The sequence below is a fragment of the Paraburkholderia sp. BR10936 genome (assembly GCF_040965735.1).
GTDB lineage: Bacteria > Pseudomonadota > Gammaproteobacteria > Burkholderiales > Burkholderiaceae > Paraburkholderia > Paraburkholderia nodosa_A.
The window spans coordinates 278,409-299,743 of the sequence record NZ_JBFRCM010000007.1; the positions used below are offsets into that span (position 1 = coordinate 278,409).

Annotated in this window: 18 protein-coding genes; 7 read left to right on the forward strand and 11 right to left on the reverse strand. The window is 67.9% G+C overall.

Translation table 11 applies throughout. The features are described from left to right. Positions 1-23: 23 nt before the first annotated feature. A complete protein-coding gene (locus tag AB4Y36_RS17740; RefSeq protein ID WP_368683703.1) occupies positions 24-848 on the forward strand; it encodes a CHAD domain-containing protein in 825 nt (274 codons plus the stop codon). On the opposite strand, the gene AB4Y36_RS17745 is transcribed toward AB4Y36_RS17740, so the two are convergent. From AB4Y36_RS17745 to AB4Y36_RS17755, 3 genes are read right to left on the reverse strand one after another with little or no spacing between them, the layout of a single operon-like run. Further along, on the reverse strand, positions 845-2,413 hold the full coding sequence (locus AB4Y36_RS17745) for an efflux transporter outer membrane subunit (protein WP_368683704.1): 1,569 nt from the start codon (positions 2,411-2,413) through the stop codon (positions 845-847). The two genes, AB4Y36_RS17740 and AB4Y36_RS17745, sit on opposite strands and share 4 nt — an antisense overlap. Before the next feature lies 1 nt (position 2,414). Further along, positions 2,415-3,995, reverse strand: coding sequence for a DHA2 family efflux MFS transporter permease subunit (locus AB4Y36_RS17750; protein ID WP_342948285.1), 1,581 nt, complete (start codon positions 3,993-3,995; stop codon positions 2,415-2,417). Between the two features lie 10 nt (positions 3,996-4,005). After that, the gene (locus AB4Y36_RS17755; protein ID WP_368683705.1) at positions 4,006-5,178 is read right to left on the reverse strand and encodes an HlyD family secretion protein; all 1,173 of its coding nucleotides are present in this window, start codon (positions 5,176-5,178) and stop codon (positions 4,006-4,008) included. Between the two features lie 255 nt (positions 5,179-5,433). Here AB4Y36_RS17755 and AB4Y36_RS17760 point away from each other — a divergent pair, with 255 nt between their 5' ends. From AB4Y36_RS17760 to AB4Y36_RS17775, 4 genes are all read left to right on the forward strand, one after another. Next, positions 5,434-7,227, forward strand: a complete 1,794-nt coding sequence (locus AB4Y36_RS17760) for a thiamine pyrophosphate-requiring protein (protein WP_368683706.1) — start codon at positions 5,434-5,436, stop codon at positions 7,225-7,227. A gap of 21 nt (positions 7,228-7,248) precedes the next feature. After that, positions 7,249-8,214, forward strand: a complete 966-nt coding sequence (locus AB4Y36_RS17765; RefSeq protein WP_368683707.1) for an NADP-dependent oxidoreductase — start codon at positions 7,249-7,251, stop codon at positions 8,212-8,214. 271 nt (positions 8,215-8,485) lie between these two features. Beyond that, on the forward strand, positions 8,486-10,273 hold the full coding sequence (locus AB4Y36_RS17770; RefSeq protein WP_368683708.1) for a glycoside hydrolase family 15 protein: 1,788 nt from the start codon (positions 8,486-8,488) through the stop codon (positions 10,271-10,273). Positions 10,274-10,566: 293 nt separating this feature from the next. After that, positions 10,567-10,866 carry a hypothetical protein gene (locus AB4Y36_RS17775; RefSeq protein ID WP_342948283.1) on the forward strand — a complete coding sequence of 100 codons (300 nt, stop codon included), beginning with the start codon at positions 10,567-10,569 and terminating at the stop codon, positions 10,864-10,866. A 76-nt stretch (positions 10,867-10,942) separates the two neighbouring features. On the opposite strand, the gene AB4Y36_RS17780 is transcribed toward AB4Y36_RS17775, so the two are convergent. From AB4Y36_RS17780 to coxB, 4 genes are read right to left on the reverse strand one after another with little or no spacing between them, the layout of a single operon-like run. Next, a complete protein-coding gene (locus AB4Y36_RS17780) occupies positions 10,943-12,241 on the reverse strand; it encodes a cytochrome c (protein WP_368683709.1) in 1,299 nt (432 codons plus the stop codon). After that, positions 12,238-12,672, reverse strand: coding sequence for a cytochrome C oxidase subunit I (locus AB4Y36_RS17785; protein ID WP_368604667.1), 435 nt, complete (start codon positions 12,670-12,672; stop codon positions 12,238-12,240). The genes AB4Y36_RS17780 and AB4Y36_RS17785 overlap by 4 nt, the downstream gene beginning before the upstream one ends. Then, positions 12,669-15,323: a cytochrome c oxidase subunit I gene (gene ctaD, locus AB4Y36_RS17790; protein WP_368683710.1), complete on the reverse strand. Its 2,655-nt coding sequence runs from the start codon at positions 15,321-15,323 to the stop codon at positions 12,669-12,671. The genes AB4Y36_RS17785 and ctaD overlap by 4 nt, the downstream gene beginning before the upstream one ends. A gap of 1 nt (position 15,324) precedes the next feature. After that, positions 15,325-16,350, reverse strand: coding sequence for a cytochrome c oxidase subunit II (coxB, locus tag AB4Y36_RS17795; RefSeq protein WP_256094516.1), 1,026 nt, complete (start codon positions 16,348-16,350; stop codon positions 15,325-15,327). 101 nt (positions 16,351-16,451) lie between these two features. On the opposite strand from coxB, the gene AB4Y36_RS17800 reads away from it, so the two are divergent. Beyond that, the gene (locus AB4Y36_RS17800) at positions 16,452-16,634 is read left to right on the forward strand and encodes a hypothetical protein (protein ID WP_342923528.1); all 183 of its coding nucleotides are present in this window, start codon (positions 16,452-16,454) and stop codon (positions 16,632-16,634) included. Between the two features lie 55 nt (positions 16,635-16,689). Here AB4Y36_RS17800 and AB4Y36_RS17805 read toward each other — a convergent pair whose 3' ends face one another. Genes AB4Y36_RS17805 through AB4Y36_RS17820 form a run of 4 tightly spaced genes read right to left on the reverse strand, consistent with a single transcriptional unit; the run spans position 16,690 to position 20,091 of the window. Then, complete coding sequence (locus AB4Y36_RS17805; RefSeq protein WP_176732830.1) at positions 16,690-16,842, reverse strand: DUF6496 domain-containing protein; 153 nt, start codon at positions 16,840-16,842, stop codon at positions 16,690-16,692. Between the two features lie 60 nt (positions 16,843-16,902). Next, the gene (locus tag AB4Y36_RS17810; protein WP_368604665.1) at positions 16,903-18,564 is read right to left on the reverse strand and encodes a GMC family oxidoreductase; all 1,662 of its coding nucleotides are present in this window, start codon (positions 18,562-18,564) and stop codon (positions 16,903-16,905) included. Then, on the reverse strand, positions 18,554-19,225 hold the full coding sequence (locus tag AB4Y36_RS17815) for a gluconate 2-dehydrogenase subunit 3 family protein (RefSeq protein ID WP_368683711.1): 672 nt from the start codon (positions 19,223-19,225) through the stop codon (positions 18,554-18,556). Before AB4Y36_RS17815 ends, AB4Y36_RS17810 begins: the two co-directional genes overlap by 11 nt. Next, positions 19,222-20,091 carry a hypothetical protein gene (locus AB4Y36_RS17820; protein ID WP_256094515.1) on the reverse strand — a complete coding sequence of 290 codons (870 nt, stop codon included), beginning with the start codon at positions 20,089-20,091 and terminating at the stop codon, positions 19,222-19,224. Before AB4Y36_RS17820 ends, AB4Y36_RS17815 begins: the two co-directional genes overlap by 4 nt. Before the next feature lie 213 nt (positions 20,092-20,304). On the opposite strand from AB4Y36_RS17820, the gene AB4Y36_RS17825 reads away from it, so the two are divergent. Next, on the forward strand, positions 20,305-21,294 hold the full coding sequence (locus AB4Y36_RS17825; RefSeq protein WP_069262288.1) for a chemotaxis protein CheB: 990 nt from the start codon (positions 20,305-20,307) through the stop codon (positions 21,292-21,294). Positions 21,295-21,335: the final 41 nt, after the last annotated feature.

Sequence of the window (21,335 nt, forward strand, 5' to 3'; positions counted from 1 at the left end):
CGTCAACGGGAGGGCACAAGCAAATGGACAAGCCGGCTACACGATCGAAGAACGCGCGCAGCGACGCGCAATCGCAGTTCTCGCGCTATGCGCAGCCGCTGGTGAGGGAAGCGCTTGCGCGTGTCACCGCGCTCGACACCGAGCCGGAAACGATGCACCAGCTGCGCGTCGCGTTGCGGCGGCTGCGCACGCTGTTGTGGGCGTGGCGGCCGCTGCTCGGGCGCGCGAGGATCGAGCCGCAGCGGGCGTTTCTCAAGCGTGCGGCGTCGGCCGCGGGCGAGGTGCGCGATTGGGATATTGCCGTCGCGCTGCTCGGCACGGACGGCGGCGCACTCGCGAACGGGCACCTTGCGCCGGTACGACAAGCGGCGCGCGAGCACGCCCGGCAGACGCTCTCTGCCGCCGATCTCAAGCACGCGCTGCGCGACATGCTGCATGAGGTGAACCGCGCGTTGAACACGTCGCCGCGCCGCACGCCGCTCAAGCGCCTCGCGCGCGAACGCGTGCGAGCGGCGCGCCGGTCGCTGGCTAAGCGCATGCGGCGAGCGCGCAGCGCAAAACGCCGCGATTACGCCTCGTGGCACGAGGTGCGCAAGGGGGCGAAGCGCCTGCGCTATCTGCTCGAGTTCTTCGGATCGATACTGCCGCGCCGCGAAAACCGGGGTATGAAGTCGCTCAAGAAACTTCAGGATCGTTTCGGCAAGCTAAACGATGCGGTCGCGAGCGAACACCTGCTCGCGCAACATCGCGAGATCTTCCCGGACGGTGCGAAGGCCGATGCCGCGCTCGCGACGCTGCGTCGCGAACGCAAGAAGCGCCGGCGAATGGCGGCAAAGCTGCTCGATTAGCGCGGCGGTGGAGGGGCGGACGAGGCGATCGGCCCCGCTTGCTCCCACCCGCCGCCCAGCGCCTTGTACAACGCCACGAGGTCGGTGCATACCTGCAGTTGCTCCTGCTGCGCGTTCTGCTCGGCGCTGCTCAGTTGGCGCTGCGCATCGAGCACGTCGATGAACGAGATAATGCCCTTGCGATAGCTCTCGCGTGCGAGATCGAACGCGTGGCGCTGGGCTGCCGCACTCTCGTCGAGCGAGACGAGGCGCGTCTGATCGGTGCGATACACATCGAGCGCGTTGTTCACGTCGCGCAGCGCATCGAGCACGGTTTTGCGGTAATCGAGCGCGGCTTCGACCTGCTGGAGCTTCGACAGCCTCAAGTTCGACACGAGCGCGCCGCCCTGGAAGACGGGCAGCGATACGCTCGGCCCCCACGACCAGAAAAGGTTCGCCCAGTGCGTGAGATCGTGCGGCGAGGTCGCGCGCGCGCCGACCTGCCCGGTGAGCGAGATGTCCGGATAGAACTGCGCCACGGCCACGCCCACGTTGGCCGTGGCCGCGTGCAGCGAAGCTTCGGCGCGGCGGATGTCGGGGCGCCGGCGCGCGAGCGTGGCGGGCAGCCCGACCGGCACTGCGGGCGGCGTGCCGGGCAGTATGCCGGGCGGCGTGAGTTCGGTGTCGAGCGCGCCTGGCGCTTCGCCTACCAGCACCGCGAGCGCGTTGAGCGACTGCGCGATCTGCTGATCGTATTGCGGCAGCAGCGCCTCGGTTTGCGTACGCTCGGCGTGCGCGCGCGCTACATCGAGTTCGCTTTCGAGGCCGTGCATCGCGGCGCTGCGCGCGAGGTCCTCGGTCTCGCGCTGCTCGGCGACGAGGTTCTGGGCCGTCGCGTGCAGCATCTGGGCGCCGCGCAGCTGCAGATAGGTCTCGGCCACTTCGGCTTCCAGCGAGACCTGCGCATCGCGTTGCGACTCGAGCGCGACATCGGCCTGCGCATTTGCGGCTTCGACCGAGCGTCGCACGCGCCCGAAGAGGTCGAGTTCCCATGACGCGTCGAAGCCCGCTTGCCACAGGTCCACGGGCGCGGTGAGCCGGTCGAGCGCGCTTTGCGCGCCGCGCTCCACGCCTGGGCCCGCACCCGGCGCGATCTGGTTGATGGGCGAGTTGGGCGCGCCGAGCGCATCGACCTTGTTGTAGACGCCCGCCGATTCGAGCAGGCCCTTCGCGCCCAGTTGTTCGCGCTTGTAGCTCGCGCTCGCGCGCACGTTCGGCAGACCTTGTGCGGCGGCCTGCTGGGTTCGTTCGCGTGCTTGCGCGATGCGCACGACCGCGATCTGCAGATCGGGGTTGTCGCTCAATGCGCGCTCGATCAGGGCGTCGAGCGCGGGGTCGCCGAAGCCGCGCCACCACTGCGGATCGGGATTCGATTCGACGGTGGGCGTCGATGCGCCGCCCGGTCCGTTCGCCGTGCGTTGCGTCGCATGCCAGTCTGCGGGCGCGTTGGCCTGCGGCGGCTGGAAGTCGGGGCCTACGGTGCAGGCACACAGTGAAGCGGCGAGAATGACGGCGAGCGCTCGCATGTCAATGGCCTCCTGAACCCGCCGCTTTCGAGGGCGAGAACAACAGCGCGAGCGGCGCGAACACCGCGCAGAAGCAGGCGAGTATGCCAAATACGTCGATATAGGCAAGGATGGTGGCCTGCGAAACGAAGGTCTCGTAGAGATGGCCGTTCGCCGTCTGCATGGCGTGCGCGAGCGGCGCTCCGGTGCTTTGCATGACGGTTTGCGCCTCGCGCGCGAGTGTGTCCTGGTAGTTCTGCGAGAACGGCGACATATGTGCCGAAAGATGCGCCATCCATGCCTGCGAGCGCTCGCGAATCAACGCGGTGGAGACCGAAATGCCGATCGAGCCGGCCACGTTGCGGAACATGGTGAACAGTGCGGAGGCGTCGTTATTGAGCTCCTTCGGCACGGTCAGGTAAGCGAGCGTCGTGACAGGCACGAACAGGAATCCGATGGCGAGCGACTGCGCGCTGCGCAGCTTCACGAGCGTGAGGTAGTCGATATCGGGCGTGAGCGTGCGCGCGTAGATGAGCGCCACGGTGAGCATGATGAAGCCGGTCAGGATGAGCATGCGCGTCTGGATATGCGGCATCAACCGGCTGACGATGGGAATCTCCATCGTGATGAGCAGCGCGCCCGGTGACAGCACGAGGCCCGCGAGCGTGGCGGTGTAGCCGAGCTGCTGCTGTGCGAGCTGCGGAATGATCACGGCGCTGCCATAGAGCACGGCGGCGAACGCGGCGATCATGCAGCAGCCCAGCGCGAAATTGCGGTCGCGCAGGCAGCGCAGATCCACGACGGGATGCTTCGCGTAGATAAGGCGCAAGGTTGCCCCCACGATGCCGAGCACCGCGAGCACGGCGAAGGTGACGATGAACGGCGACGAGAACCAGTCGTCGTCCTCGCCGCGATCGAGCGTGACCTGCAGGCAGCCGAGACCCAGGGCGATGAGCCCGATGCCCCAGAAGTCGACCGTGCGCCAGTTCATGCGTTGGTGTGTCTCGCGTTTGACCCATGGCGGGTCTTCCACGAGCTGGAACACGGCGAGGGTCGTGAGAATGCCGACCGGCACGTTGAGCAGGAAGACCCAGCGCCATGAGACGTGGTCGGTGATCCAGCCGCCCAGCGTCGGGCCGAGCACAGGGGCGACGACGATGGCGACGGCGGAGATCGAAAACGCGCGGCCGCGCTGGCTGGGTTCGAAGGTGTCGAGGATGATGGACTGCTGGTTCGGCTGCAGGCCGCCGCCAAAGAAGCCTTGCGCCACGCGGAAGATCACGAGCTGGCCGAGGCTCGTGGCGACGCCGCACAGGAAAGAGCACACCGTGAACGCGACGATGCAGAGCATGAAATAGCGCTTGCGGCCGAGCACGCGGGCGAAGAACGCCGAGATGGGCAGCACGATGCCATTGGCGACGAGGTAGGACGTCAGCACCCAGGTGGCCTCGTCGTAGCTCGCCGACATCGTGCCGGCGATATGGGGCAGCGCGACGTTCACGATGGTCGTGTCGAGCACTTCCATGAACGCGGCGAGCGTGACCGCGATCGCGATGAGCCAGGGGTTGCCGGCGGGGCGCCAGTTGCTCTGCGAATCGCTCATGGCCGCGCCCTCAGTCCGCCAGATACACCGTAGGCTCGACCGAAAGCCCCAGCGGCAGCGGCCGGTTCCCCGGCAAGCCGCTGTCGATCACGATCTTCACCGGCACGCGCTGCACGATCTTGACGAAATTGCCCGTCGCGTTCTCGGCGGGGAACGCCGAAAAGCGCGAGCCGCTGCCGAGCTGGATGCTGTCCACGTGGCCGCGTAATTCGAGCTTCGGGTAGGCGTCCACGCTGATCTTGACCTTGTCGCCCGGGCGCATGCGCGTGAGTTGGGACTCCTTGAAATTGGCGGTGATCCACATTTGCGGCGTGACGATGGAAAAAAGCGACGTACCCGCCTGCAAGAACGTGCCGTACTGCACATTGCGGCGCGTGACCCAGCCATCGGAGGGCGCGCGCATGTCGCACCAGGCGAGGTTCAGTTCCGCCGTGTCGAGCTGCGCCTCGGCCTGCGCCACCTCTTCGCGGCGCGCCTCCACGGCGGCCACGGCCTGGCGGATCTGCTGCGGCACGAGGCTCGCCGTCTTCAGTTGGGCACGGGCGCTCATGACGCCGGCATGCGACACGCGCTGCTGGTCGTTGGCCGTGTCGATGTTCTGTTGCGTGGTTGCGCGGGGATCGACGCCGTGCTGGCGTTCGTAGTCGGCCTGCGCGCGCGCGTAGTTCGCGCTGGCTGTTTCGATCTGCGCCCGCGCCTGGTCGTACTGCGCGGGGTACTGCACGCGCGCGATGTCGAGCTGCGCTTGCGCGGAAAGCAACTGGGCCTTCGCGAGGCCGAGTTGCGCGCGCGCCTGGTCGACCTGGGCCGCGTAGTCGCGCCGGTCGATCTCGACCATCAGGTCGCCCTTGTGCACGTAGACGTTGTCGTCGACGTTGAGTTGCGTCACATAGCCCGATACCTTCGGGGCGATGGTGATGGCGTTGCCGTCGGTATAGGCGTCGTCGGTGCTGACCTCGTTGCGCGTGACGAACCACCAGACAAGCGCGCCAATGGCGATCACGAGCAGCACGATGCCGATCACGATGAGCGGCTTCTTGCCGGGTCGCTTGCGGCCCTGATTGTCATTCATCTCACTGCGGTTCGCACCGTTTTTCGGTTTTTCGGCATCCGTGCGGCGCGCTTTGCCCCGGTGTGTGCGCGACCAGGCGCCCACGCCGCCCGAGCCTTCTTGCTCAGCCATGCGCGGCTCCTGGCTCACCGTTGAAATCGGCTGAATGGGGGAAGGCTTTCATGCGGCTCCCGGTGGATTCGATTTGCGCGAAAAGGGCAACTCCCTGCAGGCAGCAATCGCTATGCCTATGCAGAGGGTGTCGAACGAAAAAAGACGCGCATCGAGGCGCAAAAGCCGCCAGTCTCACCCGGCGCCAGGTTCGGCGTTTGCGCGGGTAACGCCAACACGGCAAACGACTCGGACTATCCGTAAGGAGAACGGCACATGGCGACGACTACGGTGAGCGACTTCATCATCGAGCGGCTGCACGAATGGGGCGTGCGACGCATCTACGGCTATCCCGGCGACGGCATCAACGGCATGTTCGGCGCGCTGCAGCGCGCGCAGGGCAAGATCGAATTCGTGCAGGCGCGCCACGAGGAAATGGCCGCCTTCATGGCGAGCGCCCACGCCAAGTTCACGGGCGAGTTGGGCGTGTGCATTGCCACGTCGGGGCCGGGCGCGGCGCACCTGCTCACGGGGCTCTATGACGCGCGGCTCGACCACATGCCCGTGCTGGCCATTGCGGGCCAGCAGGCGCGCGCCGCGCTCGGCGCGCATTATCAGCAGGAAGTCGACCTCGTCTCGATGTTCAAGGACGTCGCGGGCGCCTACGTGCAGCAGCCCAGCGTGCCTGCGCAGGTACGCCACGTGGTGGACCGCGCAGTGCGCATCGCACTCTCGCGGCGCACGGTCACGGCCATGGTGCTGCCCAACGACTTGCAGGAACTCGAATATGAGCCGCCCGCGCGCAAGCACGGCACGGCGCATTCCGGCGTGGGCTATAGCGCACCCGAAGTGGTGCCGCGCGAGGCCGACCTCAAGCACGCGGCCGAGGTGCTCAACGCGGGCCACCGGGTGGCGATACTCGTCGGCGCGGGCGCGATGCACGCCGGCGACGAGGTGCTCGCCGTGGCCGAGCGCCTGCACGCGGGCGTTGCCAAAGCGTTGCTCGGCAAAGCCGTGGTGCCCGACGACATTCCCTGGGTGACGGGCAGCATCGGCCTGCTCGGCACCAAGCCGACCGACGAGATGATGTCCTCTTGCGACACCTTGCTGATGATTGGCTCCGGCTTCCCGTATTCGGAATTCCTGCCGAAGGAAGGCGACGCACGCGCGGTGCAGATCGACATCGACGCGGGCATGCTCAGCGTGCGCTATCCGATGGAGGTGAGCCTCGTGGGCGACAGCGCGGCCACGCTGCGCGCGCTCTTGCCGCTGCTCGAGCAGAAGAACGCCGGAAGCTGGCGCAACCGCCTCATCCATGCTGGCGAGCGCTGGCAGCGCGTACTCGAGGATCGCGCGCACGCGGCGACGAGCGGCAAGGTGAACCCGCAGCGCGTGGTGACCGAGCTGTCGCCGCGTCTGCCCGATGGCGCGATCGTCACGAGCGACTCGGGTTCGTGCGCGAACTGGTATGCGCGCGACCTCAAGATCCGGCGCGGCATGATGTGTTCGCTGTCGGGCGGTCTCGCCTCGATGGGGGCGGCCGTTCCCTATGCCATCGCGGCGAAGTTCGCGCATCCCGAACGGCCCGTGATCGCGCTCGTGGGCGACGGCGCCATGCAGATGAACAACATGGCCGAACTCGTGACCGTGGCGAAGTACTGGCGCCAATGGGCGAGCCCGCGCTGGATCTGTTGCGTGTTCAACAACGAGGACCTGAATCAGGTGACCTGGGAGCAGCGCGTGATGCAGGGCGACGCGAAATTCGAAGCCTCGCAGGACATTCCCAACGTGCCGTATCACCGTTTTGCGGAACTGGTGGGGCTCACGGGCATCTACGTGGACAACGCGGAGCAGCTGGGCGACGCCTGGGACCAGGCGCTCGCATCGCCGCGCCCCGTGGTGCTCGAAGTGAAGACCGATCCCGACGTGCCGCCGCTGCCGCCGCATGTGACGATCGAGCAGGCGCGCCATTTCGCGCGCGCGCTCATGGAAGGCGACCCGGACGAGGGCGGCGTGATTGCGAACACGGCGCGCCAGGTGATGGCGAGCGTCATTCCGGGCAAGAAGTGATGGGCGCACAAGGAGCCATCGATGGACGCTGACATTCCCGAGACGATGCTCGCGTGGCGCGTGCCGCGCTTTGGCGGCGTGGAGTCGTTGCGCCAGGAAAGCCTGAGCGTGCCCGAGCCCGCGCATGGAGAAGTGCTGATCGAAGTGCAGGCTGCCGCGCTCAATCCCGTCGATCTCAAGACGCTGCAAGGCCGCTATCCGCTCGTTACGGAAGTCGATTTGCCGTATACGCTGGGCCGCGACGTGACGGGCGTGGTGGTGAGCAGGGGCGAGGGCGCACAGGCATGGCCGCAAGGCGCGCGCGTCTGCGCGTTCGTGGGCCAGGGGTCTGGCGCGCTCGCCGATTACGTGGTGGTCGACGCAACCGCGCTGGCGGGCGCGCCTGCAACCTGCGCCGTGGACGCGGCGGCCGCCATTCCGCTCGCCGCGCTCACGGCGTGGCAGGGTTTGTTCGAGCACGGCAAGCTGCAAGGCGGCGAGCGCGTGCTGATTCAAGGCGCGAGCGGCGGCGTCGGGCGCTTCGCCGTGCAGTTCGCGCGCCATTGCGGCGCGCGCGTCGTCGCGACGGCCTCGGCGAGCGAACGCGACGCGCTATTAGCGCTCGGCGCGAGCGAAGTCATCGACTATCACGCGCAGCGCTTCGAAGAGGAGGCAGGCGAGGTGGACCTCGTGTTCGACCTCGTGGGCGGCGAAGCCCAGCAACGCTCGTGGCAGGTCGTCAAGAACGGCGGGGCGATGGTCTCGACGCTGGGCGAACCTTCGCAGGCGCAAGCGAGCCGCCACGGCGCGCGCGCTACGCGCTACACCGCGCGAGCGGACGGCGCGCAGCTCGCCCATATCGTCGAGCTCGTCGAGAAGGGCGCGGTGAAGGCCGAAGTGGTCGAGCGCTTCGACTTCGACGACACGCCAAGGGGCTTCGAGCGGCTCGCCGGGGGGCACCTGCGCGGCAAGCTCGTAGTGATGCGTCAGTGGCACGACGCCCTTTGATCTTCGATGCTCACGCTGCGCGCACGCGACGCTGCGAGATGTCCTGGAGTGTATTCGTCGCATTGGCAAGCCGGGTGTGGGCTGCGCACGCGTTTCAAGCCTTACACGTAATCGATGCAAGTTCGCGCGCGGCCGACTGCAGCGCGAAAAGACGGTGTGCGCAGCCATTGCAAAGGGACGCGCCCTCATTGGGCTTGCAAACCTTTCGGGAATCCGAAGTGCTCGCACGGATTCGAGCGCGCCCATTCGTGCGCGGATAGCGCTATCGTCCATGACCCGAACACGCCTCATCGAAGATTACGCATTGCTTGCCGATGGCCGCAGCGCGGCGCTGCTCGCTCGCGATGGCTCGATCGACTGGCTCTGCTGGCCGCGTTTCGACAGCGAACCCTGCTTTGCCGCGCTGCTCGGCCGCGAAGAGGATGGCCACTGGCGCCTTGCACCCGCCGATCCGGCGCGCCGCGCGAGCCGCAGCTACCGGCGCGACACGCTCATGGTCGAAACCGCCTGGAAGGGCACGCACGGCAGCGCGCGTGTGATCGACTTCATGGCGGCTGATAGCGCTGAACCGTGCATCATGCGCATCGTCGAAGGCGTGGACGGCAGTGTGGATATGCACATGATCGCGCAGCCGCGCCGCGCGGATGGGCACGCTGCGCCACACACGATAGACGCAAGCGGCGCGGCGACCGTGCACGCCGCGTGTGGCCCGATGACGTTGCGCGCGGAGGTGCCGTTGCGTGTCCACGCGCAGGCGCTCGAAGCCGCGTTCACGGTGCGCGCGGGCGAGCGCTTCGTTTTCACGCTATGCCCGGGCGAGGCCGTGGGCGTCGATCCCGCATCGGCCGTCACGGCGCTGCACGACACGCAACGTCACTGGCGCCGCTGGATCGACCACTTCGACAACGATCGAACGCTCTGGCCGCAAGCGGTGCGGCGCTCGCTCCTCACGCTCTACGCGCTGGTCTACCGTCCGACGGGCGCGATGGTCGCCGCGCCCACCACGTCTTTGCCGGAGGCGCCGGGCGGCGAACTCAACTGGGACTATCGCTATTGCTGGCTGCGCGACGCGAGTTTCGCGCTGGAAGCGTTGCTCGAAGCGGGCTTTCACGACGAAGCGCGCGCCTGGCGCGACTGGCTGCTGCGTACGATCGGCCATGTGCGCGGACACATTCACGTCATGTATTGCGTCGATGGCTGCCACGTGCCGCGCGAGCGCGAGGTCGACGCCCTGGCGGGCTGGCAGGGCGCGAGGCCCGTGCGCTTCGGCAATGCGGCGTGTATGCAATATCAGCCGGATGTGTTCGGCGAGGCGTTCGATTGCCTCTATCTCACGCGGCGCGCCGGCATCGTCGCGGCGCAGGAGGAGGCCGAACTCGAAGCGCGCTTGATCGGCTGGCTGCTCGATCATGGCGGGAAGCCGGGCTCGGGAATCTGGGAGACGCGTGGCCACGCGCGCCACTACACGCTTTCGCGCGTCATGGCGTGGGTGGCGCTCGACCGCTTCATCAAACACTGGTGTGAAGACGGCCCGGGCATAGGCGACCCGCTGGTGCAACGCGCACTGCAGATGCGCAAGGCCCTGTACGAGGAGGTCTGCGAGCACGGCTGGAACGCGCGGCGCGGCGCCTTCGTCCGCGGTTACGGCGAAGAGGCGCTCGATGCGAGCGTGCTCCTCATGCCACTCGTGGGCTTCATGCGCGCCGACGAGCCGCGCATGTCGGCCACCATCGACGCGATTCGCGCCGAACTTGGCGAAGGCGGCCTGATTCGTCGCTGGCGGCTCGGCGGGGACGAAGCGCCCGACGAAGGCGCCTTCCTCGCGTGCTCGTGCTGGATGGCCGACTGTCTCTACCTGCGCGGCGACGTGGACGAGGCCATCGCCCAGTTCGAGCGCGTGCTGGCCGTGGCCAACGACGTCGGTTTGCTCGCCGAAGAGTATGACGTGGGGGCGCAGCGGCTGGCGGGCAATTTCCCGCAGGCGCTCAGTCATCTGGCCGTGGTCAAGACGGCAATCCTGCTGAGCGGATCGGCGAAGGGCCATCGCCGCGCCAGGTGAGCCGGCGCGGGTCGTCAGGCCGATCAGCCCGCCCGCCACGATCGCCCCGATCAGCCGCGCCGCGAAATCGGGCCAGGTAACGACGAGCGGCATCGGGTTCATGAGTGCGGCGGGGTTCATTGCAGGCTCGGCCCACAGCGACGCAAACGTGCGCGCAAGCCGTATGCCCCTGCGCTGCGGCAGACGCTCGCATGCGTGGCACACCATGTGCGCTGCTAAGGGCTAGCGCGCGGGTGGTTTTCAGCACGCACCGCCCGTTTTTTCTATCCAGACGATGACGAGGAAAGCCAACCATGAAGCCACGACACTATTTCATTTCTGCACTAGCGAGCGTGACGCTTGCTACATCGGGTCTCGCGCTCGCCCAGGGTTCAGGCGGCGGCAGCAGCAGCACGAGTCCAGGCGCTGCGACCGGCGGCGCAAGCGACGTGTATCCGGCGCAGACTCAGGGCGTCGAGCAGAATCCTGCCGCTACCGGTACGACACACAAGTCGACGCATCACAAGAAGCACACGAAGGCGATGTCCAAACCGATGAACGACACGACCAACACCCCGGGTGCGGACGCAAGCAGCGACAGCAAGGGGCAATAAGCTCGTCAGATAGCCCCTGACCCGGATGGCGCGCGGTCGTTCCCCACCGCGCGCCATGTTTGACTGGAAGGAACGCTCAACGGTGGATCGCGCCGCGCAGTCGCGTAACTTCGGCGGGTGCGATGGGCGCCGCGTCGTTGCCCCACGCGCCGCGCACGAAGCTCGCCACCTGGGCGACCTCGCTGTCCGTGAACTGGGTGCGGAACCCGGGCATCTTGCGCGGCATGCCGCCATTACCGGTTTGCGGACTCTGGCTGCCTTCGACGATGAGGCGCAGTACGCTTGTCGCGTCGGACGAGAGCGCGAGCGAACTGCCCGCAAGGGGCGGCGCCTTGTCGGGTTTGCCGGCGCCGTCGGCGCCGTGGCATTTTGCGCAGTACGAGAGATAGAGGCCGGCGCCGGGCCGCTCCGGCGTGCCGCCGTGCAATGCCGCCATGGTCGAGGCGCGCGCGGCCGCGGAATCGGCATACTGGCCACTCGCCTCGCGTGCGGGCAGCGATTTCAGATAAGTGGCGATGGCGTGCAGATCGTCGTCGCCCAGGTATTGCGTGCTCGCGCCCACCACGGGCGCCATCGCGCCGAATGCATAGGCGCGGTCGTTGTGCCCGTCGCGCAGGAACGCGGCGATGTCGTCGGCACTCCAGCGGCCCAGGCCGCTGCCGGGGTCGCCCGTGAGATTCGGCGCGTACCAGTGGTCGTTCACGCCGCCCGTGAGGTAGAGCGGGCTGCTTTGCGTGTAGCCCATTTCGTTGTAGGCGGGCCCGCGCGGCGTGTGGCACGCGCCGCAGTGGCCGAGACCCTGCACGAGCCAGGCGCCGCGATTCCACTGCGCGGTCTGCCCGGGGTCGGGCTCGAAGCGGCCATGCTGTGCGAACGCGAGACGCCAGAACATCATCACCCAGCGCTGGTTGAACGGAAACGGCAGATGCGTTTGCGGCGCGGCATTCGGCACCGGCTTCACGCCATACATGAAGTACTGGTAGAGCGCGTTCACGTCGCTTGCCGCCAGCGCCGCAAACGACGGATAAGGCATCGCGGGATAGAGCCGCTTGCCGCCACGTGCTTCGCCGCGCTGCAAGGCCGCGGCGAACTGCGCGGGCGTGTAGTCGCCGATGCCGTGCACGGGGTCGGGCGTGATGTTGCTCGCGTAAATCGGACCGAACGGCGAATTCACGGCGAGACCGCCGCCGAAGGGTTCGCGCTTGGCGGAATCGTGGCACGAGGCGCAATCGCCCGCTTTCGCGAGCTTTTCGCCCAGTGCGATCTGGGCGGCATCGGGCGGCGGTTTCGTCGTCGCGAACGGCTCGTCGCGGTGGCAGCCGGCGAGCAGCACGAGGGCGGCGAGCACAGCGCTCGAACCGGCGCGGGAGTTCATCGCAACGCCCCGCATAGCCGTTCGAGCGGCAACGCGAACAGCACCGAGATCGTGAATACGAGCGCGATCGTGAACGCCACGGCAACGGCCGTGCTGCTCCAGGCGAGAAAGCGGAAGGTGTCGCGCTGCGGCGTGTCGACGGCGGCGCTTTCGCGCCACGTGCGCCGCGCCAGCAGCGCGCCGGTGAGCGCCAGAGCGAACGCAGCGGCGGAGACGAGCGCAAGCGTCCAGTGCACGACCTCCCAGGGCTCGCCATTGCGTTGCGGGACGCCGCCGGCACACGCGGTGGCCGCGAGCGTCTGGCAGACCAGCACGTGGACCGCCCAGATGGCCGGCACGCCAAAAATGCCGTACCACACGGCAATATGCTGCCGCAGCGTGGGCCGGATGCGTGCGGGCACGGATGCTGGAGACGCGGCGGATTGCATCATCGTCCTCGCATCCAGTAAGGCGAGAGATAGAGCACGGAGAAGATGAAGAGCCACACCACGTCGACGAAGTGCCAGTACAGGCCGCCAATGGTGAGCGCCGCATCGCGTCTGCCGTCGAAGTAGCCGCGCGCGATCCAGAACGCGAGCGCGGCGAGCATCAGCACACCCGCCATCACGTGGGCCATGTGAAAGCCCGTGATCGTGAAGTAGAGCGAACCATACAGATGCGTCGCGAGCCCGTAGGGCCGGTCGTGCCACTCGAAGAACTGGATCGTGACAAACGCGATGCCGAGCGCAATGCCGGCGATCATCGACCAGAACGCGGGCCAGGAGCGCGCGCGCCGCACAAACGCGCCCGCGAGCCATACGAACACGCTGCTCGTGAGCAGCAGCGCCGTGTTCAGTCCGCTCATGCCGAGCTTGGGCAGGCCATCGGGCGGCCAGGGCTGTGCGCTCTGCGAAGCGAGATAGAGGTACGAGAAGATCAGGTAGCCGAACAGCGCGGTTTCCGTCACGACGAGCGTGAGCACGCCCCACCAGCCGCCCGCATGTTCGCCGGCGCTGCCCACGGGCAAGGCAAGGGTTTCGTCTTCGCTTCCTGTCGTGATCGACTCGGCAGCCGTCTCGGCGACTTTGCCGGCGGGCGTCGTGCCTTGCGGCGCGAACGGTTCGCGCTGTCCTAGCGAGCGCCGCGGCCACAGCCACGAGAGCAGCGCGAGTCCGCATGCGAGCCCGGCGAGCGCGATGAACTGAGTCGAATGGAACAGCAACCCCACGAACACGAGCGTCGAAGCCACGCCCAGCACGAAGGGCGCGTAGCTGTCCTCGGGCATCTTGAGGATGACGTCGGGCTCGCCCATGAGGGGCGTGACGCCGAGCGCTTCGCGCCCGCGATGGAGCAGATAGCCGGGACGCGGCACATTTGCATCGGGCTGCCAGAGCGGGTCCCGCGAGCGCACGCTCGGCAGGATCGCGAAGTTGTACGGAGGCGGCGGCGACGAGGTCGCCCACTCGAGGCCCGCCGCATTCCATGGGTTCGCGCTCGCGCGTGCGCCGCGCCGCGCGCTCACGAGCGCATTGCCGATGAACATGGCGATGCCGATCGCGAACACGAACGCGCCGATGCTCGTGAGCAGGTTGGCCGTGTCCCAGCCCATGCCTTCCGGGTAGGTATAGATGCGCCGCGGCATGCCGAGGAGCCCGGAGATGTGCATCGGAAAGAAACCCAGATTGAAGCCGATGAACGTGACCCAGAAGGTCCACTTGCCGAAGCGCTCGTGCATGAGCCGTCCGGTGAACTTGGGAAACCAGTACGTGAGTCCGCCGAGCACCGGAAACACGTTGATGCCGAGCAGCACGTAGTGGAGGTGGGCCACGACGAAGTAGGTGTCGGTGAGCTGCCAGTCGAGCGGCACGGCGGCGGTCATCACGCCGGAAACGCCGCCCACGGTGAACATCAGCACGAATCCCGCGAAGTAGTAGAACGGCGTCTTGAACACGGGCTTGCCGGTCCAGATCGTGGCGATCCACGCGAACACCGCAATCGCGCTCGGCACGGAAATCACCATGCTCGCCGCACCGAAGAAGGCCAGGGCGAGCGGCGGCAGGCCCGTGGCGAACATGTGATGGAGCCACACTTCGAAGCCCACGAGCATGGTCGCGACCGTTGACAGCGCAACGGCCGCGTAGGCGACGATCGGGCGGCGGCAGAAGGTGGGCAGCGCGTCGGACACGATGCCCATGGCGGGCAGCACGACCACGTAGACCCACGGGTGCGCGAAGATCCAGAAGAGGTGTTGCCACAACAGGGGGCGCCCGTCGACTGTCGTATCGAAGAAGTGCGAGCCCGCGTTGCGGTCGAGCCAGAGCATAAAGAACGCGAGGCTCACGGAGGGCACGGCGAGCAGATTGGCGGCCGAAGCCGTGAGCGTGCCCCAGACGAGGATGGGCAGGCGCGCGACCGACATGCCGCTGGCCCGCATGCGCAGGAACGTGATGACGAAGTTCCCCGCGCCCACTGTGGTGGAAATGCCGAGCAGCACCATGCCGAGCGCGTAGACGTCGATGTTCGGCCCGGGGTCGTAGGCGGCCGTGGAAAGCGGCACGTAGTTGAACCAGCCCGCATTGGCTCCCTGTCCCGCGGGAAAGCTCGCGTAGAGCAGAATGCCCGCGCCGAGAAAGACCCAGTACGAGAGCGCGTTCAGGCGCGGGAACGCCATGTCGCGCGAGCCGAGCACGAGCGGCCACAGGTAGTTCGAAAACCCGCTCAGCACGGGGAGCGCGTAGAGAAAGATCATCGTGACGCCGTGCATCGTGAACAGCTGGTCGTATTGCTCGGGCGTGAGCAGCGTTTCGTTGGGGCGCGCGAGTTGCGCGCGCATGATGAGCGCCTCCGCGCCGCCCAGCACGAGGAACACGAACGCCGTGACGAGATAGCGGAGGCCGATGGTCTTGTGATCCACCGTGGAGAGCCAGCCGCGCCAGCCGGCGCGCGTTTCCCACATCTCTTCGAGGCGGCGCAGCGTGGCTTCGTCGAGCGGCGCCGTGCCCGTTTCCGGCACGCGCGAGAGGCGCCCGGCACGCGGACGGCGCGGCACCGTCGCGCTGGCGGGACGGTCGGAAGCTGCGGGGGAGGCCGGGATATCGTTCATGTCACTGGAGTGTGTCGAGCCACGCGCCGAGGTCGCTCGCCTCGGCCGGAGTGAGGGCAATGTCGGGCATGAGCGATTCGGGTTTGCGCTGCTGCGCGTGCGCGACCCAGTCGAGCCGGTTGACGGATGTGTTGGCGAGCGTGCCCGCGGCGATCAGGCGCCGCGAGGCGAGATGCGTGAGGTCGGGCGCCTGCATGCCGCCCGACTGCGTGCCGCGCACGGCATGGCAGCCGCCGCAGCGCGCGGCGAACAGTTGCTCGCCGCGCTGCGCCGCGCCGCTTTGCGCGGCCGCTGCGGGCTGCCGTTGCGCATCGAGCCAGCGCGAGAAATCGGCGGGGGCTTGCGCCACCACTTCCATGGCCATGTGCGCGTGCTGTGCCCCGCAGAACTGCGTGCACTGCCCGCGCCATACGCCGGGATGGTCGGCCTCGATCCACTGGTGATTGACCTGGCCGGGTATGGCCTGCGTCTTGCCCGCGAGCGCCGGAACCCAGAACGCGTGCACGACGTCGGCGCTTTGCAGATCGACGCGCACGGGCTCGCCCGTGGGAATGTGGATTTCGTTGGCGGTTTCGAAGCTCGCGCCCTCGGGCGTTCGATAGCTCACTTTCCACCACCAGTCGTAAGCCGTGACGGTCACGGTGAGCGAAGGCTCGCGCGGCGGGTCGGCCACGGCGGCCAGCACGCGCAGCATCGCCACGAGCGCGCCCAGCAACAGCACCGATGAAATGGCCGTGCCGACGGCAACGATGCGGTTCGCCGTGCGCTCGCCTTGCTCGTCGGCAACGTTGGTTTGTAACAAAGCTTCATCTTGCGCCGCGCCACCGCGACGCCTGCGCCGGATCGCCAGATAAAGCAACGACGCTATGACGATGCACACGCCCACGCACAGGACAGCGAGGCCCCAGTCGAGCGCCTGCACCGGACCCGATGCGGGGCCCGCGCTGTGCAGGAAGTAGGCAAGTGGGGTCATGAGCGGCGCAGCAGCGTAGGCGTCCAGAACGTTTTTCGCCTGCGCACCCGGCATGCCCATGCACGCCTCATCGCTGCGCGAGCCAGGCACACGCGCTGCGCGATCCCGGCAGGCCCGCTACGCGCTTTTACCGGCGTTTTTTATGGAGATCGAGCATGCAAAGCCCTTACGACCTGCCCCGTTTTCGACGCGTCCAGATGGAGCCCGCCACGCCGCCGAAAAAGAACGATCCGGGCGGCGGCGCAGAACCCGACGAGCGCGAATCCGGCGCCCCTCAGGCGGAGCCGCACGAGTTGCCGGACCTGCCGGAACCTGCCGAAGTCGGCGAGGATGGCTAACTCACGAAACACGAAACGCGTGATGAAAGACGCGCCGCGTGCGCGGCGCGCCCGATCACTTCTGGTTCTTCTTCGGAATCTTCGCGCCGGATTTGCGCGCCTGGTTCAGCGCGATGGCAACGGCTTGCTTCTGCGACTTGCCTTGCTTCACTTCCGTCTTGATGTTCTTCGAGATCGCTTCGCGGGTTTTTCCCTTGCTGAGTGGCATGATGGCCTCCTTTTGAAAAACATCTGCGTCAACGCACGACGCGTGCCCGCGCGATGGTCATCAAAGCTCGCCGCGCGCGGCCAGCGTCTTGATGCGGTCGGCGGTGCGGCACGCAACGGCCTGGATGGTGAGCGAAGGATTGACGCCGCCTACGGTCGGAAACACGGAGCCGTCGCAGATCCATAAATTCGGAATGTCCCATGAGCGGCAGTCCGCATCGACGACGCTCGTTTGCGCGTCGCTGCCCATGCGCGCCGTGCCGTTCAGGTGGCAGGTGTCGTCGTCCTGGGTCCAGATGTCGCGCGCGCCCGCCGCCTCCAATGCACGGCTCATATAGTCCAGCGCGTGGTTCACGAGCCGGCGGTCGTTCTCGCCCATCGACCATGTGACGCGTGCGACGGGCAGGCCGAGCGCGTCTTTCTCGTCGGCGAGCGTCACGCGGTTGCGTTCCTGCGGGAGCGTCTCGCCCACCATCTTGAGACCCGCCTGATGGTTGTACTTCGTCATCTCGCGCATGAGCGCGTCGCCCCACAGGCCGCGGCTCGTTTGCGTCGCCGCCCAGACGAGCGGCAGCGGGCCCTGGCTCATGTAGCAATAGCCGCCGTGAAAGTCCTTGCCTTCGTCCTGATAGTTCCAGTGTTCGGTGAGCGCCAGCGAAGGCGGCCCCTTGTACCAGCGGATTTCGTCGTCGAATACGCCCCACGCGGCCTGGTTCGTCTGCACCATGAGATTCTTGCCGACGAGTCCCGAGCGGTTCGCCAGGCCTTCGGGAAAGCGTCCGTTCGCGGAAAGCAGCAGCAGGCGCGGCGTTTCGATGGCGTACCCCGCCACGACCACGTTGCGCGCGCGCTGGAAATGCCAGCGCCCCTCGCGATGAAAATGCACGCCGGCGGCGCGCGCCAGCGCGTCGGTTTCGATGCGGCCCACCATCGCGAGATCGCGGATTTCCGCGCCCGCGCGCACGGCGCGCGGAATCCACGTGACGAGCGCGCTCTGCTTCGCGTTGGTCGCGCAGCCCGACACGCAAAAGCCGCGATAGACGCACTGATGCGCGTCGCCGCGCGGCGCGGAGAGCGTCGCGAGCGGCGTGGGCGCCCAGGGAATGCCGAGCGCCTCGCAGCCGCGGGCGAGCACGAGGCCCGCGCCGTTGATTTCATGCGCGCGATACGGATAGCGCGGTCGTTTGGGTCCCCACGGATAGTTCACCGGCCCGGAGATGCCGAGCGCCTGCTCGACCTCGGTGTAGTAGCGCCACATCTCGCGCCAGTCGAGCGGCCAATCCACGCCATAGCCGAGTTTGGTGCGCGATTGAAACCACTCGGGCCGAAAGCGCAGCGAGACCATGGCGAAGTGGACGGTGCTGCCGCCCACCGCACGGCCGCTGTTGTTGCTGCCCAGCTGCAAGGGGTTTTCGCCGTCGCAGATGCGTTCGTCGGTCCAGTAGAGCTTGGCCTGGTGGGTCTCGTCGGAGGCGAATTCTTCGAGGGGCCGCCACCATGCGCCCGCGTCGAACGCCACCACGCGAAAGCCCGCCTCCGCAAGCCGGCAGGCGAGCGTCGCGCCTCCCGCGCCGGTGCCGACGATGGCGAAATCGACCGGATCGTCGAGCGCGTATTCGCGCATGCGCATCCAGCCGCCGCGCCGGAACACGTCGGGCGCGCGGCCGTGCTTGCCACGCGGCGCTTCGCTGGCGTCGGTCGAGTCGGCGAGATCAGCGCACACGCTCGTTCTTCCTGCGGGCCGCCTCGTGCGCCGCGTCGCTTTCGTCGGCGGCTTCGACGGCTTCCCAAGGATCGCGCCGGTTCGTATAGAGGCGCACGTAGCCGCGCGGATTCGCCGGGCCGCCAAAGCCCATCGCATTCCACGCGAGCGGGTGTGACCAGTACGCGGCGCTCACGTCGTGCAGCACGCGCTTCGCGAAGAACAGGTCGCACGGCATGCCGTGCCAGGCCCGGCTGCGCAGCTCGCCACGCTGCATGCGGGCGACGAGCGCACGCCGCCGTTCGTCGTGCAACTGCGCAAAGGGCTCCCCGCAGGCTTTCACGCTTTCCGCATCGAGGGCGGCGAGCCCCGTCTCCCAGGCGGCGCGCAACGGCGGCAGGCGGGCGTCGCGAAACCCGTCGCGGCGGTCGTCGAGCAGTTTGCCTTCCACGAGCGCGGCGACCGGCACGCGCGGAGCGTGCTCGCCATTGACGTTGCCGGGCTGCGGCACGATCGTGTCGCACAGCGCGAGCAGCGTCTGCCACTGCGATGGACCGAGATAGCGCGCCTGGTTCGGGATGTTCAGGCGCGCCTCGATCACCGCACGCGTGGGCGCGTCCCACGAAGGCGTGTCGCGTTTGGCAAGCACGTCGTAGCCGGGATAAGTCGGCGTTCGGGTCATCGTTCGGTCTCCCGCATGCGCAACGCCGCAAGCCCCGCGAGCGCGAGCGCGCTGAAAGCGGGCGGCGCGGGCAGGGGCGGCCCCGCGAACAGATTTTGCGACCAGTTGCGCCAGCCGCCCTGCGCGCGCGCCACGCCGTTCGCATGAAAGCCGAAGCCCGCAAAACCGAGCGCCGCCGTGAGCCGCAGCCAGAAGCGCGCGAACACGCTCGCGCGGGCCGCATGGCGGGGCGGGGCCCACGCCGCATGCGCGAGCAACGCGCTGCTCACAGGCACGATGGTCACGGGCGCGTACATCGCCGGATGCTGGAACGCGCCGCGAAAGTGCAGCAGCGCCGCCTCGGCCGCTGTGCCGAGCAGCCCCACGCCCGCCACCAGCGCGAGCGCCTTGCCCGCGGGCATGCCGAAGAGCTGCGGGTCGTGCCCGGGCTCGTCGCGCAACTGCTCGGCGACTGCGCCCAGCACGCCGGAGAGCACCAGCGCGAAGGGTGCGCCCGCCGGCGCGCCGTAAAAGGCGTTATGCCAGCTGAATCCGCCGGGCCGCTTCGTCACGTTGTAAAGATGGAAGGCGGTGCCCGTCACGCCGGTCGCGGCGCTGGTGAGCTGGATCGCGTGACGCAGCCCGTGCGAGGCCGCGCGCCGGTCCGCGCCGCCATGCAGCGCCGCGGCGAGCGAGCAGAGCGCCACGGCGGGCGGCAGGTACATCGCACGGTTTTCGAACGAGCCGCGATAGTGCTCCATGGCGCTGTCGGCCAGTACGGAGAGCGCGAGCAGCGCCGACCCATGATTGAAGCTGCGCGCTGCGGCCACGTGCTTGCCGCTCGCACGTGCGTGCGCAGCTTCGCGCAGGCTGCGCGTGGACCACATGGCGAGCGCGGCGCCCGCCGCGACGCTCGCCATGGCCGCGGCGGCGCGCGTGGATCGTGTCATCGGCCTGCCCTCCGTCCTGTTCGTCAGTCCCCGACGAAACAGCAAGGCAGATGCCGCGGCCCCCGCGCTCGCTCTCTGCCACCCCTGCAGGCACGGCAATTGCGCAAAGTGACGGATTGATCCCGATTCACCTGCCAGCCTGGACACCAATTGATCTACCGAGACTTCATCGCCATAGGCACATCGTCGGGCGGCGTCGATGCGCTTCGAAGTCTTGTGTCCGCGCTTCCGCCCGACTTGCGGGCGACGATCGCAATCGTGCTCCATGTGGGCAGCCACTACAGCCATCTGCCTTCGCTGCTCAACAGCGCAGGCCCGCTGCGCGCAGTGCATGCCGCGGACGGCGAAACCTGGGCGCGCGGCAGGATTTACGTGGCGCCCCCCGACCAGCACATGATCGTGGAGGGCTCGCATCTGCGGCTCGTGCATGCCGCGAAGGAAAACTTTGCCCGTCCGGCCATCGACCCGCTCTTTCGCAGCGTGGCCGCGGAACTGGGCCCGCGCAGCATCGGCGTGATTCTTACGGGCCTGCTGGACGACGGCGCGGCCGGTCTCGAGGCCATCCAGGCCTGCGGCGGCACCGGGATCGTCCAGGACCCATCCGACGCCTTCGCCAGCGAAATGCCGCTCAACGCTGCGCCGTTCGCCGACTACATCCTGCCGCTCGCGGGCGTGGCCCACCGGCTCGTGGAATTGACGGACCGCGCGCCGCCCGCAACGGCCGAGGAAGGCGTCGCGAGACGCCGCGCCGCCGGGCTCGTCAGCACGGAGCTGCGCGCCTGGCGCGAGGGCAATGGACTGGCCGGCGATCTGACCAGCATCGGCACGCCTTCGACGTTCACCTGCCCCGAGTGCAACGGCACGCTCTGGCGCCTCGACTACTCGCGTCTGCTGCGCTACCGCTGCCATACGGGCCACGCCTACACGGCGGCCTCGCTCAACCGGGGCCGCAGCCGCGACGTGGAGCGCTCGCTGCGCGACGCGCTGCGCGCGCTGCGCGAGCGCGAATCGATGAGCCGTGCCCAGAGCGAACACTACCGGCAGTGCGGCGACCGCGATGCGCAGCAGCGGGAGGAGGAAACCGCGCGGCGTGCGGGCGATGCGGCAGGACTATTGCAGTCGATGCTCCTGGAGGGATAATGTCGGCGCAGCACCCGCGGCCTGAGCGCGCGAGTGCGAAC